The 13051-nt window shown below is 71.4% G+C and carries 10 protein-coding genes and 1 pseudogene; 6 read left to right on the plus strand and 5 right to left on the minus strand.

The window, feature by feature from the left end; all coding sequences use genetic code 11:
• Window positions 1–140 precede the first annotated feature (140 nt).
• Window positions 141–1082 carry an EamA family transporter gene (locus ACIPFH_RS01780; RefSeq protein WP_401822076.1) on the plus strand — a complete coding sequence of 314 codons (942 nt, stop codon included), beginning with the start codon at window positions 141–143 and terminating at the stop codon, window positions 1080–1082.
• A 188-nt stretch (window positions 1083–1270) separates the two neighbouring features.
• Here ACIPFH_RS01780 and pepN read toward each other — a convergent pair whose 3' ends face one another.
• Window positions 1271–3838 carry an aminopeptidase N gene (pepN, locus tag ACIPFH_RS01785; RefSeq protein WP_401822078.1) on the minus strand — a complete coding sequence of 856 codons (2568 nt, stop codon included), beginning with the start codon at window positions 3836–3838 and terminating at the stop codon, window positions 1271–1273.
• 469 nt (window positions 3839–4307) lie between these two features.
• Between pepN and ACIPFH_RS01790 the strand changes: the two genes are divergently transcribed.
• Entirely contained in the window at window positions 4308–4799 is a 492-nt protein-coding gene (locus ACIPFH_RS01790) for a DUF1203 domain-containing protein (RefSeq protein ID WP_401822081.1), read from the plus strand.
• Here ACIPFH_RS01790 and ACIPFH_RS01795 read toward each other — a convergent pair.
• Window positions 4786–5805, minus strand: coding sequence for an aspartate-semialdehyde dehydrogenase (locus tag ACIPFH_RS01795; RefSeq protein WP_356252852.1), 1020 nt, complete (start codon window positions 5803–5805; stop codon window positions 4786–4788). The genes ACIPFH_RS01790 and ACIPFH_RS01795 overlap by 14 nt on opposite strands.
• Window positions 5806–6013: 208 nt before the next feature.
• On the opposite strand from ACIPFH_RS01795, the gene ACIPFH_RS01800 reads away from it, so the two are divergent.
• Window positions 6014–6550, plus strand: coding sequence for a sigma-70 family RNA polymerase sigma factor (locus tag ACIPFH_RS01800; protein ID WP_401822083.1), 537 nt, complete (start codon window positions 6014–6016; stop codon window positions 6548–6550).
• Window position 6551: 1 nt separating this feature from the next.
• Entirely contained in the window at window positions 6552–7454 is a 903-nt protein-coding gene (locus ACIPFH_RS01805) for a hypothetical protein (protein WP_401822086.1), read from the plus strand.
• Between the two features lie 92 nt (window positions 7455–7546).
• Here ACIPFH_RS01805 and ACIPFH_RS01810 read toward each other — a convergent pair whose 3' ends face one another.
• Together ACIPFH_RS01810 and ACIPFH_RS01815 are read right to left on the minus strand one after the other, a co-directional pair.
• Window positions 7547–10858 (minus strand): S8 family serine peptidase, encoded by a 3312-nt coding sequence (locus ACIPFH_RS01810; RefSeq protein WP_401822088.1) that lies wholly within the window; start codon window positions 10856–10858, stop codon window positions 7547–7549.
• A gap of 212 nt (window positions 10859–11070) precedes the next feature.
• Window positions 11071–11610: a CGNR zinc finger domain-containing protein gene (locus ACIPFH_RS01815; protein WP_401822091.1), complete on the minus strand. Its 540-nt coding sequence runs from the start codon at window positions 11608–11610 to the stop codon at window positions 11071–11073.
• Between the two features lie 152 nt (window positions 11611–11762).
• Between ACIPFH_RS01815 and ACIPFH_RS01820 the strand changes: the two are divergent.
• Both ACIPFH_RS01820 and ACIPFH_RS01825 read left to right on the plus strand, forming a co-directional pair.
• Window positions 11763–11926: pseudogene (locus tag ACIPFH_RS01820) on the plus strand (pyridoxamine 5'-phosphate oxidase family protein); the annotation flags it as partial.
• Window positions 11927–11935: 9 nt separating this feature from the next.
• Window positions 11936–12412 (plus strand): NUDIX hydrolase, encoded by a 477-nt coding sequence (locus ACIPFH_RS01825; protein WP_401822092.1) that lies wholly within the window; start codon window positions 11936–11938, stop codon window positions 12410–12412.
• Window positions 12413–12484: 72 nt separating this feature from the next.
• Here the strand turns inward: ACIPFH_RS01825 and ACIPFH_RS01830 are convergent, their stop codons facing one another.
• Complete coding sequence (locus ACIPFH_RS01830) at window positions 12485–13000, minus strand: hypothetical protein (RefSeq protein ID WP_401822093.1); 516 nt, start codon at window positions 12998–13000, stop codon at window positions 12485–12487.
• Between the last annotated feature and the right edge of the window lie 51 nt (window positions 13001–13051).

Below are 13051 nucleotides of genomic sequence, written 5' to 3' on the forward strand. Positions count from 1 at the left end.
CCTCAGCCCGGTCGCCGACGAGAAAGTGGGCCTCCGCTAAGTCGCTCGATACTAAGCCGCTCGATACTAAGACGATAGGCACTAAGACGATAGGCGCTAAGCCACTTGACGGTAAGTAGCTTGGCGCTAAGCTAATTCTCATGAAGAGGCCCACGACCGTTCTGCTCACCGCTCTCGCCCCGGTCTCCTGGGGCACCACCTACGCCGTCACCACCGAGTTCCTCCCCGCCGACCGCCCCCTGTTCACCGGCCTGATGCGGGCCCTGCCCGCCGGGCTGCTGCTCCTCGCCCTCGTCCGGGTGCTGCCGCGCGGCGTCTGGTGGGGGAAGGCCGCGGTGCTCGGCGCGCTGAACATCGGTGCCTTCTTCCCGCTCCTCTTCCTCTCCGCCTACCGGCTTCCCGGCGGCATGGCGGCGGTCGTCGGCTCGGTCGGACCGCTGTTCGTCGTCGGTCTCTCGGCGCTGCTGCTGGGGCAGCGGCCGACCGTCCGGACCGTGCTGGCCGGCGTCCTGGCCGCGTTCGGCGTCAGCCTGGTGGTGCTGAAGGCGGCCGGGGCGCTGGACACGCTCGGCGTACTCGCGGCGCTCGCCTCCACCGCCTCGATGTCGGCCGGCACGGTCCTCACCAAGAAGTGGGGCCGTCCGGACGGTGTGGGTCCGCTCGCCCTCGCCGGCTGGCAGCTCACCGCGGGCGGCCTGCTCATCGCCCCGCTCGCCTTCCTCGTCGAGGGCGCCCCGCCCGCTCTGGACGGCAGCGCGGTGGGCGGCTACCTCTACCTCGCTTTGGCGAACACGGCGATCTCGTACTGGCTCTGGTTCCGCGGCATCGGCCGGCTCACCGCAACCCAGGTCACCTTCCTCGGCCCGCTCTCCCCGCTGACCGCCGCCGTCGTCGGCTGGGCCGCCCTCGGCCAGGCGCTGACGCCGGTACAGCTGACGGGCATGGCGCTGGCCTTCGGGGCGACGGTGGCGGGGCAGTCGCGGACAGGCGGGACGGCCGTACGCACGTTCGGGCCCGCAGGGAGGAGCGCCCGGGACGACCGGCACCGGCCGGACGTGACAGGCCCGGCGCTCCGGCGGTGAGCGCGCTGGGGTCGGGGTGTGGTGGAGGGCGCGCTGGGGTCGGGGTGTGGTGGAGGGCGCACTGGGGTCGGGGTGTGGCGGTGAGCGCGCTGGGGTCGGGGTGTGGCGGTGAGCGCGCCGTGGTCCGGGTGTGGCGGAGGGCGCCCGATGCGACATCGGGCGCCCTCCGCTGCTAAGGACTGCCTGGACTACTGGGCGTCCGCCGCCTGGGCCTTCAGCGCGCGCTCCACACCCGCGCGGGCCTCGGAGACGAGACGGCGCAGGGCCGCGTTCGGCTCGGCCGAGGCCAGCCAGGCGTCCGTCTTGTCCAGCGTCTCCCGGGAGACCTGGACCGCCGGGTAGAGGCCGACCGCGATCTGCTGGGCGATCTCGTGCGAACGCGAGTCCCAGATGCCCTTGACGACGTCGAAGTACCGGTCCGTGTACGGCGCGAGCAGCTCACGCTGGTCGGTCTGGACGAAGCCGCCGATGACCGCCTCCTGCACGGCGTTCGGCAGGTCGTCGGACTCCACGACCGACGCCCACGCCTCCGCCTTGGCCTCCGGGGTCGGCCGGGCGGCCCGGGCGGTCGCCGCGTGCCGCTCACCGGCGGCCGTCCTGTCCCGCTCGTACTCGGCGGCGATGTCCGCCTCGTCGAAGGTCCCCACGGCCACCAGACGCTGTACGAACGCCCAGCGCAGCTCGGTGTCGACGGCCAGGCCCTCGATGGTCTGGCCTCCGTCGAGCAGCGCTTCCAGGAGGTCGATCTGCTCCGGCGTACGGGCGGTGGCCGCGAACGCCCGCGCCCACGCCAACTGGTGGTCGCTGCCCGCCTCGGCGGACCGCAGGTGGGCGAGCGTGGCATCCGTCCAGCGGGTCAGCAGGGCCTCGCGGGCGGTCGGGGCGGCGTACAGGTCGATGGCGAGCTTGACCTGGCGGTGCAGCGACTGGACCACGCCGATGTCGGACTCCTTGCCGATGCCGGACAGCACCAGGGACAGGTAGTCGCGGGTGGGCAGTTCGCCGTCCCGGGTCATGTCCCAGGCCGACGCCCAGCACAGGGCGCGCGGCAGGGACGACGCGAAGTCGCCGAGGTGCTCGGTGACGAAGGCGAGCGACTGCTCGTCGAGGCGGACCTTGGCGTACGACAGGTCGTCGTCGTTGAGCAGGACGACATCCGGACGGCGCTTGCCGACCAGCTGCGGCACGGCCGTCAGCGCGCCGTCGATGTCCAGCTCCACGCGCTCGTCACGCACCAGCTTGCCGCTGTCGTCGTCGAGTTCGTACAGACCGACGGCGATGCGGTGCGGGCGCAGCGTCGGCTCGCCCTTGGCGCCGGCCGGGAGCGCGGGGGCCTCCTGGCGGATCGCGAAGGACGTGATGACACCGGCGGCGTCCGTCTCGATCTCGGGGCGCAGGATGTTGATGCCGGCGGTCTGGAGCCACTTCTGCGACCAGGTGCCGAGGTCACGGCCGGAGGTCTCCTCCAGCGCGCCGAGCAGGTCGGACAGGCGGGTGTTGCCGAACGCGTGCCGCTTGAAGTACGCCTGCACGCCCGCGAAGAACTCGTCCATGCCGACGTAGGCCACGAGCTGCTTCAGGACGGACGCGCCCTTGGCGTAGGTGATGCCGTCGAAGTTGACGAGGACGTCGTCCAGGTCGCGGATCTCGGCCATGATCGGGTGGGTGGAAGGCAGCTGGTCCTGCCGGTACGCCCAGGTCTTCATGGAGTTGGCGAACGTGGTCCACGAGTGCGGCCAGCGCGACTGCGGGTAGTAGGCCTGGCAGGCGATGGAGGTGTACGTGGCGAACGACTCGTTCAGCCACAGGTCGTTCCACCACTCCATGGTGACCAGGTCGCCGAACCACATGTGGGCCAGCTCGTGCAGAATCGTCTCCGCGCGCAGCTCGTACGCCGCGTCGGTCACCTTCGACCGGAACACGTACTGGTCGCGGATGGTGACCGCGCCCGCGTTCTCCATCGCGCCCGCGTTGAACTCCGGCACGAACAGCTGGTCGTACTTCTTGAACGGGTACGCGTAGTCGAACTTCTCCTGGAACCAGTCGAAGCCCTGCCGCGTGACCTCGAAGATCGCGTCCGAGTCGAGGTACTCGGCGAGGGAGGGCCGGCAGTAGATGCCGAGGGGCACCGACTGGCCGTTCTTCTCGTACACGCTGTGGACGCTGTGATACGGCCCGACGATGAGCGCGGTGATGTAGCTGGAGATCCGCGGGGTCGGCTCGAAGACCCAGACGTCGTCCTTGGGCTCCGGCGTCGGGGAGTTGGAGACGACGGTCCAGCCGGTCGGCGCCTTCACGGTGAACTGGAAGGTGGCCTTCAGGTCAGGCTGCTCGAAGGAGGCGAAGACGCGACGGGCGTCAGGCACCTCGAACTGCGTGTACAGGTACGCCTGTTCGTCGACCGGGTCGACGAAGCGGTGCAGACCCTCACCGGTGTTGGTGTAGGCGCAGTCCGCGACGACGCGCAGGACGTTACGGCCCGTCAGCAGGCCCGGCAGCGCGATCCTGGAGTCTTTGAACAGCCCCGCCGCGTCGAGGACGTCCCCGTTCAGCGTGACCTCGTGGACGGTGGGCGCCACCAGGTCGATGAAGGACTCCGTGTCCCCCTCCGCGACGTCGAAGCGCACCGTCGTGACGGACCGGTAGGTCCCTCCCTCCTGCGCGCCGGAGAGGTCGAGATCGATCTCGTACGAGTCAACGGTGAGCAGCTTCGCCCGCTGCTGCGCCTCTTCGCGAGTCAGGTTTGTGCCAGGCACGCGGTCATCTCCTCGGATATGTGTCGGTTGCGTCATCCTTCCACGTGACACCTGCCCGGGGCGACGACGTTCCGGGCGGCCGTCCGCCCTCCCGGCGCCGGAGGGGCGGTGAGAGCCGCCCTGCGCACCATGATGCCGAGCACCACGTCGGCCGCCGCGCTCGGCAGGCTGTCCCTGTCCGGCGCGGTGCAGGCCGCCCACGCCGACGACACGCCTGTGACTGCGCCCGCGAGGTACTCCCGGGTCCGGTCGGACGGGATCGGGCTTGTCGATCAAGGTCCCGTTGGATCTGCTTTCCCTCGCCCGGGGCGGAGCCGATCGGTGCGCGGATGGCATGGCATGTCCGAGTCGAGACACCGAAGTTTCGTGCGTTCCTGGTGTCCCACCGCGGAACGTCGTCGGGATCGCTCTCGAGCGTGGTGTCCGGAAGCCGCCGGTCTCGTCGGCCGCTCGCCGTCAGGGTGGAGGTATGACCTTCACAGCCAACGACGTGGCGTACGCGCCACGGCCCATCCCGTCCGGCGTGCTCGACGAGCTTCGGGTCGTCGATGACGCCGGACGGCGGACGGAGTCATTCGCCGACGAAGAGGGCGGCGCCCCGCTGCGGTGTTGTCTGCGGCGCAGTGCCGCGGGGGAGAGGATCGCGCTGGTCTCCTACGCCCCGCTGCGCCGCTGGGCAGCCGGGGCGGGGGTCGACCCCGGGGCCTACGACGAGCAGGGGCCCGTGTTCGTGCACGCCGGCGACTGCGCGGGGTTCGCCGGGGACGGGCACCCCTTCGCCCAGGCGCACCGTACCGTGCGGCGCTACTCCGCCCAGGGCCGCATCCTGGGCGGCGCGCTCGTCGGCGTCGGCGGGCTCGACGTGGCGCTCCGGAACGCGTTCGACGACCCGGACGTGGAGTTCGTGCACGTCAGGGCCGTCGAGTACGGCTGCTTCCTCTATGAGGTCAGGCGGACTTGAGCTCCGCCGCCACCAGCTCCGCGATCTGCACCGCGTTCAGCGCCGCGCCCTTGCGCAGGTTGTCGTTGGAGATGAACAGCGCGAGGCCGTGCTCCACGGTCTCGTCCTGGCGGATGCGGCCCACGAACGACGGGTCCTTGCCGGCCGCCTGGAGCGGGGTGGGAATGTCGCTGAGGGCCACGCCCGGGGCACCGCCCAGCAGCTCGGTCGCGCGCTCGGCACTGATCGGGCGGGCGAACCGGGCGTTGACCTGGAGGGAGTGGCCGGAGAAGACCGGGACGCGGACGCAGGTGCCGGAGACCTTCAGCCCGGGGATCTCCAGGATCTTGCGGGACTCGTTGCGGAGCTTCTGCTCCTCGTCGGTCTCGTTCAGGCCGTCCTCGACGACCGAACCCGCGAGCGGGATCACGTTGAAGGCGATGGGGCGCTTGTAGACCTGCGGCTCCGGGAATTCGACCGCCTCGCCGTCGTGCGTCAGCCGGTCGGCGTCGGCCACGACCTTCTGCGCCTGCCCGTGCAGCTCGGCCACGCCCGAGAGGCCCGAGCCGGACACCGCCTGGTACGTCGCGACGACCAGCGCCTCCAGACCGGCCTCCGCGTGCAGCGGCTTCAGGACCGGCATCGCGGCCATCGTCGTGCAGTTCGGGTTGGCGATGATGCCCTTGGGGCGGTCCACGATCGCGTGCGGGTTCACCTCGGAGACGACCAGGGGAACCTGGGGGTCCTTGCGCCACGCCGACGAGTTGTCGATCACGACCGGGCCCTGCGCGGCGACCTTCTCGGCCAGCGCCCGGGAGGTCGCGCCGCCCGCGGAGAACAGGACGATGTCGAGGCCCGTGTAGTCGGCCGTCGCCGCGTCCTCCACCGTCACGCCGTCCAGCAGCGTCCCCGCCGAACGGGCCGACGCGAACAGACGCAGCTCCGTGACGGGGAAGTCGCGCTCCTTGAGGATCCTGCGCATGACCGTGCCGACCTGACCGGTGGCTCCGACGATTCCGACCCTCACGGCGACTCCTTGCTCTGTTCACGGCTCTGGACGGGCTTTTCCCATCATGCGGCCGACCCCGGCCCACCTGTCCAATTCTTTGCCCACCATGCCCGAGTACTGGGACGCCCGACGGTGTGACGTACGCCTCCGAAGGATTTCCCACGGCTTCGTCGAACGTTTTCACGCGCCACGGCGTCGTAGAGGAAACGCGGTAGGGAGGGGTGCTGTGCTGCGCAGAAAGGCCCGGCGCGCCCAGGGGGACTCGGCCGAACACGGCGACGACCCGCTGGACGCGGCGCAGGAACGCCGGGTGCGGGCGGTGCTCGCGCTGGGCGGGGTGCCGCAGGCGGACCTGTTGGACGGGGTACAGCAGGTACGTCTGCGGCTGCTGGAACGCGCGGCGAAGGGGTACGAGACGCCGCGCGACGTCTCCGCGTGGGCGGCGGTCGTCGCGTCCAACCTCGCCATGGACTGGCACCGCGCCAAGCGCCGCCAGGAGCGGCTGGGGGAGCGGCTGGCCTCGCTGCGCCAGCACGAGCACCCTTCCGGCGAGGACACCAGCGTGCTCTCCCTCGCCGTCGCGCAGGGCCTGGACGACCTGCCCGACGCCCAGCGCCAGGTGCTGGTCCTGCGTTTCTACGCCGACCTGCCGGTGCGCTCGATCGCCCGGGAACTGGGCGTCCCGGAGGGCACGGTCAAGAGCCGCCTGCACACGGCGGTCCGGGCCCTGCGCGCCCGCCTGCACGAAGACGAGGTGGTGTGACGTGACCGCCCGACCCGGACACGGATACGAACCGCACGACGAACCGCACGACGAACCGCACGCCGGGAACCGGAACGAACACGGGAACCGGAACGAACGCGGGAACCGGAACGATCACCAGAGCCCCGGCGAGTTCGAGGGCCGGGACGGACAGGAGGGGTACGACGGTATGGACGCGTTGATGGCCGCCGTCCTGGACGTGCCCCTCTCCGGCCTCTCCGAGGAGGCCCGCGCCGATTCCGCCTATCTGGCCGCCCACCGCTCGGCGACCGCCGACGTGGCGCTCCTGCGCGAGCAGCTCGGCGTCCTCGCCGACGTGCTGACGGAGCCGCTGCGCGAGCGGGCGCGGATCCCGCAGACCGCCCCGGTGCGGCAGTCACGCCCGGCGCGCCGGGTCCGCCCGCTCGCCCTGCGGCTCGCCGGCGTGGCTGCCGCCGGTGCGCTGGTCCTCGGGGGCGGATGGGTGGTCGTCCAGATCGGCCAGGGGGTGGCCGGCGTCGAGTCGAGCAAGAGCGCCGACAGCGCGGCCGGGTCCGACGAGAAGGCCGACGCGTCGGCGGGCGACGGCGCGAGCCTCCTCGGCGACCCCGGCTATCTGGCCTGTGCCCGGCTCGTCGTCGAGGGGGACGTCACCGCCGTCGACCGGGTGGCGGGCACCACCCGGGAGCGGGTCACCCTGCACGTCACCCACGCCTACCGGCCGGCCGGGAGCGGGCCCGAGGTGGACTTCGTGATGGAGGCGGACATGGACCCGCTGCTGCGCACGGGCGACCACGTCCTGGTGGCCCTGCCGAAGGGGTCCGCCACCCCGGACGTCTGGGCGGTCGGCGAGGCCGACATCGCCTCCGAACGAGCGGCGCTCGACCGGGCCCTGCCCGAGACGGAGGGCGTCACCTGCGAATGAGCCGGGCCCGCGGCGCGACGACGGAGGGCGGGCGCCCTGGTGGACGCCCGCCCCTGTCGACCACTACCGGTCGACCGTTCTACCGGTACCGGTTACGGGGTGACCTTCTCGATCGCCACGTTGCCGATGCCCGCGACGGTGCCCCGCGCGTTCACCAGCTGGACCTGGCCGAAGAAGGCCCGGCCCGCGGGCGCGGCGGCCGCGGCGGTGACGGTCGCGGAGACCGACGCCGAGGCGCCCGTGCCGAGCTTCACCGGCGCCGACCCGTCGACGGTGACGGTGCCGAGCGAGGACGAGAAGAACACGTCCAGGTAGTCGTACGCCGTCGTACCGGCCGGGACCGAGTAGCCGGCGACCTCGATGGTGTACGTGCCCGCGGCGGGCGACGGGATGGAGACCGCCTCCTCCGAGTCACCGTCGGCCTGCTGGGCGACCTGGTTGCCCGCCGCGTCGAAGACCGTCAGGTCCAGGTCGGCGGAGGCGTCGGAGACGTTGCCGATGGAGACGTCGAGCGACTTGGCGCCGGCCGGGACCTCGACCGTGGTGGTCCGGGTCGCGCCGTTCGCGATGGTCGGACGGTCCGACTTGGACGAGCCGAGCGGGCCGCCGGCCAGCTTGCCGTCGATGGCGGCGAAGTTGTTCGTGACCTTCCAGGAGACGGGGGCCGGGGTGCCGACCTTCGCCTCGGGCACGGTCACGGTCGCCGGGTCGAAGGCGGCGCCGTAGACGGTGGCGTCCAGCGTGTACGGGTTGTCGAGCAGCGGCGAGGTGCGGCGCGACTCGACCTCGATCTCCCAGACCCCGGCCTGCGGGTCCTGGTACGAACGGGCGTCGGGCTTGCAGCCGTTGCCGTCGAGGTAGTTGTTGTAGCAGTAGATCGTGGAGCTGTCCTCGACCGCGACCCCGTAGGGGTGGATCGAGATGAACCGGGTCTGGCTCTTGTCCTTCAGCCCGCCGATCGCGACCTCGAACGCCTTGGCGCCCTCGGGCACGGTCAGGAAGTAGGACTGCGAGCTGTTGCGCTGCACGGTGTCCGACGCGTGGAACGCGTAGTTCACCGGTGTCGAGACGACGACCGTGTTCAGGATCTGCTTGTCGACGCCCCTGGTCGCCGGGTCGTCGACCTCGAGAATCACGCTGGCGATGCCCGCGGCCTTCGGCTTGGCCTGGATCGTGACGGTCACCGGCTTGTTCAGCGGCAGGTCGACCTCGCCCGCGCTGAGGATCTTGAAGGTGTGGGCCGCGTTGTTCTCGAGGCTCAGCTTGTGGCGGATCGCCTTGTCGGCGCCGGACGTACGGGTGACGGTGACGTCGTACGTCTTCTTCTGGCCGGCCTTCAGGCCGCTCTCGCGGTCGTAGATGCCGGTGCCGAAGCCCGGCGTCTTCAGTGCGAAGTCGAGCGCGGTGTCGACGGGGGCCTTGACGGTGTAGTCGTGGGCGGTGGCGCCCTTCCTGATGGACTTCCAGGCGTCCACGATGTTGATGGCGCCCGCGCCCTCCTCGTACGCCTGGAGACCCGCGATGTGGTCGGCGGTCGAGGTCAGGGCCGTGCGCAGGATCGCCGGGGTGAGCGCGACCTTCGCCTGCTTGGCGGCCGAGATCAGCAGCGCCGAGGCGCCCGCGGCCTGCGGGGAGGCCATCGAGGTGCCCTGGAGCATGGAGTAGCCGGCCGGCAGGGTGTAGCCGGACTCGGCGACCGGGGCGCCCTCCAGCCAGGTCTGCGTGGTGTTGATCGCGGCGCCCGGGGCGACGAGCGTCGGCGTGAAGCCGCCGTCCTCACGCGGGCCGCGCGAGGAGAAGGGGAGCAGCGCGTACTTCTTCTCCACCTGCGAGCCGTAGTTGGCGGCCCAGGTCTCCTTGGAGATGGCCGCGCCGACCGAGATCACCTTGTCGGCGAGACCGGGGTCGCCGATGGTGTTGGCGCCGGGGCCCTCGTTGCCGGCCGAGATGACCAGCTGGACGCCGTAGGTGTCGATGAGGCGCGTGTACAGCTCGGCGCGCGCGTTGTTGCCGTCGTTCAGCCCCGGCAGACCGCCGATCGACATGTTGACGATGTCGACACCGCGGTTGGCGACCAGGTCGATCATGCCCTCGGTGAGGGCGACGTTGGTGCAGCCCGGGCCGAAGACGCAGGCGCGGGAGGAGACGATCTTCGCGCCGGGCGCGGCGCCGTTCATCTTGCCGCCGAACAGCCCGTTCGCGGCGGTGATGCCGGCGACGTGCGTGCCGTGCTCGCTGGCGATGAGACCGATGTTGGCGAAGTCGGCCTTCTTGCCGACCCAGTCACCGCCGTACGGGTCCATCGGCACGTCCTTGCGGATCTGCACGACGAACGGCTGGCGCTCGGCGACGTCCGTCGCCGGGTTGTCGGTGCCGAAGTACCCGATCTGGTAGCCGTCCTTGTACGGCTTCATCGCGGTGTCGTCGGTGAAGTCGCCGTTGTTGTTCACGTCGACGGTGACCGTGCCGGCGGCCGCGTCGTACAGGACGCCCCACACGTCGGTGGTGTCGCCGTCGCGGTTGACGTCGCCCTTGGCGTCACCGCCCGCGGTGGCGGACTCCCGGAAGAGGTTGACCTGGTACGAACCGGGCTTCGACGTCCAGGTCCGGCCGCCGAAGGTGAAGCTGGGCCCGGCCACGGAGGTCGTCATCGGGCGCCAGGAGGCGTCGCTGTCGAGGATCGGGTCGGTGGCCGTCACCCAGTCGACGATCTTGCGCTCACCGGTGGTGGTCTTCTGGAGCGCGGGGTGCGCCAGGTCCACTCCGGAGTCGAGGATGCCGATGGTGACACCGCGGCCGTCCGCCTTCGGGTTCTCCTTCACGAAGTCGACGGCGCCCGTCTCGAAGGACGGGTTGTACGGGTTCTCGGCGGGGGTGTTCTTGTTCGGCGCGGCGTAGGTCTGCGTCGCGGCGGACTTGGCGCCCTTCGCGGTGTCCGCGCTCGGCGTCGGGTCGTCGAGGACGATGTCCTGCCGCAGGTCGATGGCGTGCACCGAGGACAGCTTGGCGGCGGCGGCGATCGCCGCGTCGGCCCGGCCCGTCGGGACGGTGGCGCGGACGTAGCCGACCTTGTCGTAGGACTGGCCCACGGAGCCGCCCTTGACCGCGTCCAGCTCCTTGGCGACCTGCTCGGTCTGGCCGGGGGCGGTCGCGACCATCAGCGTGACGTTCTTGTCGCCGGCGGCCTTGGCCTCGGCGAGGAGGTCGGCGTCGTCGGAGCCGAGCTTGTCGTGGGCGGACTTCGCGCCCGGGTCGGCCGCGGCGGGGGTCTGGCCGGCGTCGGCGGAGAAGGCCATGGGTATCGGCCCGGCCGCGGACAGCGCGGCCACCAGGCCGGCGGCCACGGCTATCCGGGCCACACGTCTTGCGCCCGATATCGGTTCACGCTGGGGGGTGAGGGTCATCGGCATCCCTTGTAGGTAAAGGAACGAGCAGCACGTGACCAGGCCGTTCCTGCCTGATCACGGTCGTCCGGAACGCGGTCCCGGATGACCGCAAAGCTTTACCTAAGGGACAGCTGTTTGGGGAGAGTTGACCGAATCGATATGGATGTATGGGGAAAACCCTCTACGAGCCCCCTGTGCGACGGCTGTTCGCCGGTTGTGCGGGTTTCGGTTCAGGCGTCCTTGGCGCGGGCGTAGTGCCGGGAGGCCTTCGCGCGGTTGCCGCAGGCCGCCATGGAGCACCAGCGGCGGGTGCCGTTGCGCGAGGTGTCGAAGAAGTGCAGCACGCAGGTCTCGTGCGCACAGCCGCGGATCCGGTCGGGGGCGGCGGTGAGCAGCTCCAGGTAGTTCCGGGCGGCCAGCCAGCCCGGGCCCCAGGCGTCGTCCCTGAACTCGGCCCGCTCGCCGGGCCCTTCACCCGTGAGGGTGGGCCGGATCCGCCCGTGCCCGAGCACGGTGTCGACGCCGACGGTGTCCGCCGGGCGGTCCACCGCCGCCCTGATCGCGTCGCGCGCCTGCAGGGTGTGCCGCAGGGTCGCCGCGTCGGCCGCGAACCGCTCGCCCATCCCGTTCGCGGCGAGCCACACGCCGAGCCCGTCGGTGTCCCGCAGCAGATCCCGCACGGCTCCCTCCTGCGTCCACCGCGTGTTGAGCAGGTCGAGCGCGAGGGGTTCCCCGGCGAGGGGGCGGGGGTCGGGGGCTGCGGCGGACATCGGGGCTCCTTTCGTTCTAACCGTCTAAGAGTACGTGACCGGTTGCCGCGTTCGCCTCTAACCGTTGAATTCGATCAGAGGGGTTATGTCCGCAGCTCGTCCGAGAGGACGGCGACCTCGCCGGTCACGTCGGCCGGACGATCGGCGAGGGCGGCCGCACCCTCCAGCTCACCGGCGAGGCCCGCACGAGCTTCGCCCCGACGGAGGACGCACGGTCCTCTGCACCGTCACGGAGGCGGTCGACACGCCCTCCGCGCTCCCGCTGCGCTGGTCCGCGCCCGAATACTCCCCTGCGGATCCGGGCCCGAACGGCTAACGTCCCCCCATGCGCCAGAGGTTGAGGGTGGCGGCCTATGCCGTCTGCGTCCGTGACGGACAGCTCCTGCTCGCCCGCTCACCGGCCCCCGACGGCACCCCCGAGTGGGTGCTGCCCGGCGGTGGCATGGAGCACGGCGAGGACCCCCTCGACACCGTCGTGCGCGAACTGGACGAGGAGACCGGCTACCGCGTCGAGGTGACCGGGCTCCTCGGTATCGACTCCGCCCGGCACACGTTCCGCCGCGAGGGGCTGCGGGGCCCCGTGGATCATCACGGCGTCCGCATCGTCTACGAGGGCCGGGTCGCCGGAGGCGAACTGCGCAACGAGGTGAACGGCTCCACCGACCTGGCCGCCTGGCACGACCTGGACGCGGTGCCCGCCCTCACCCGGGTCCGGCTGGTCGACGTGGCGCTGGGACTGTGGCGCGAACGGCCGGTGGGCGGACGGCTGCCCGTGCCGCCACCGGTGGCCCCGGAGGCGTGAGCCGCACCCGGCGACCCGGCGATGTGGTGCTGGGACTGCGGGAAGGTGGCCGGCCCCACCGGTTACCGAACGTCACCTCTTCGAAGGGCGGCCGAGGGGCGCGGCCGCGGCGGGAGCGAGCCGCCCCCTCGGCCGCAGCCACGGCACCAGCTGCGCCACCCCGAACGCCGCCTCGACCGCCAGGAACAGCCACAGCACCCCCGGTGCGCCATGGGCCGCCGCGTAGGTCAGCCAGGCCGAGAACAGGGCGCGGGCGGCGCCGTCGTAGAGGCCGTGCACCGGCAGTGTCCCGACCAGGCGCAGCAGCGCCCAGACGACCACCACCGAACCCATCAGGTTCGCGAACAGGGTCTGCACCGGGTCGAGTCCGGGGAAGGAGCCGAGCTCCCACGCCCTGCTCCACGACGACAGCACGTCATGGACCAGCGCGTAGGTCCACGGCGTGGCGAAACCGGCCGTGACGACGAGGTCGTACCAGGCGCTCGCGCGGACGACACGGAGGTACGAGGGGCGGCCGGGACCGAGGAGAGGTGCGGGGGCGGGAGACGGAGTGGGGATGGGGGCGGGAGCGGGTGTGGGAGTGGTCATGAGGCCGACGCTAAACACTGGACTACGCTCCAAGGTCAAGCGCCGGACCGC

Origin of the sequence: Streptomyces sp. NPDC088157, assembly GCF_044741545.1 — a bacterium.
Classification (GTDB): Bacteria; Actinomycetota; Actinomycetes; order Streptomycetales; family Streptomycetaceae; genus Streptomyces.

Coding starts and splice junctions, on each gene's coding strand:
- ACIPFH_RS01790 (WP_401822081.1), top strand. CDS start 4,308: ATGACCTTCACAGCCAACGACGTGGCGTACGCGCCACGGCCCATCCCG.
- ACIPFH_RS01810 (WP_401822088.1), bottom strand. CDS start 10,858: ATGACCCTCACCCCCCAGCGTGAACCGATATCGGGCGCAAGACGTGTG.
- ACIPFH_RS01825 (WP_401822092.1), top strand. CDS start 11,936: ATGCGCCAGAGGTTGAGGGTGGCGGCCTATGCCGTCTGCGTCCGTGAC.
- ACIPFH_RS01780 (WP_401822076.1), top strand. CDS start 141: ATGAAGAGGCCCACGACCGTTCTGCTCACCGCTCTCGCCCCGGTCTCC.
- ACIPFH_RS01815 (WP_401822091.1), bottom strand. CDS start 11,610: ATGTCCGCCGCAGCCCCCGACCCCCGCCCCCTCGCCGGGGAACCCCTC.
- ACIPFH_RS01830 (WP_401822093.1), bottom strand. CDS start 13,000: ATGACCACTCCCACACCCGCTCCCGCCCCCATCCCCACTCCGTCTCCC.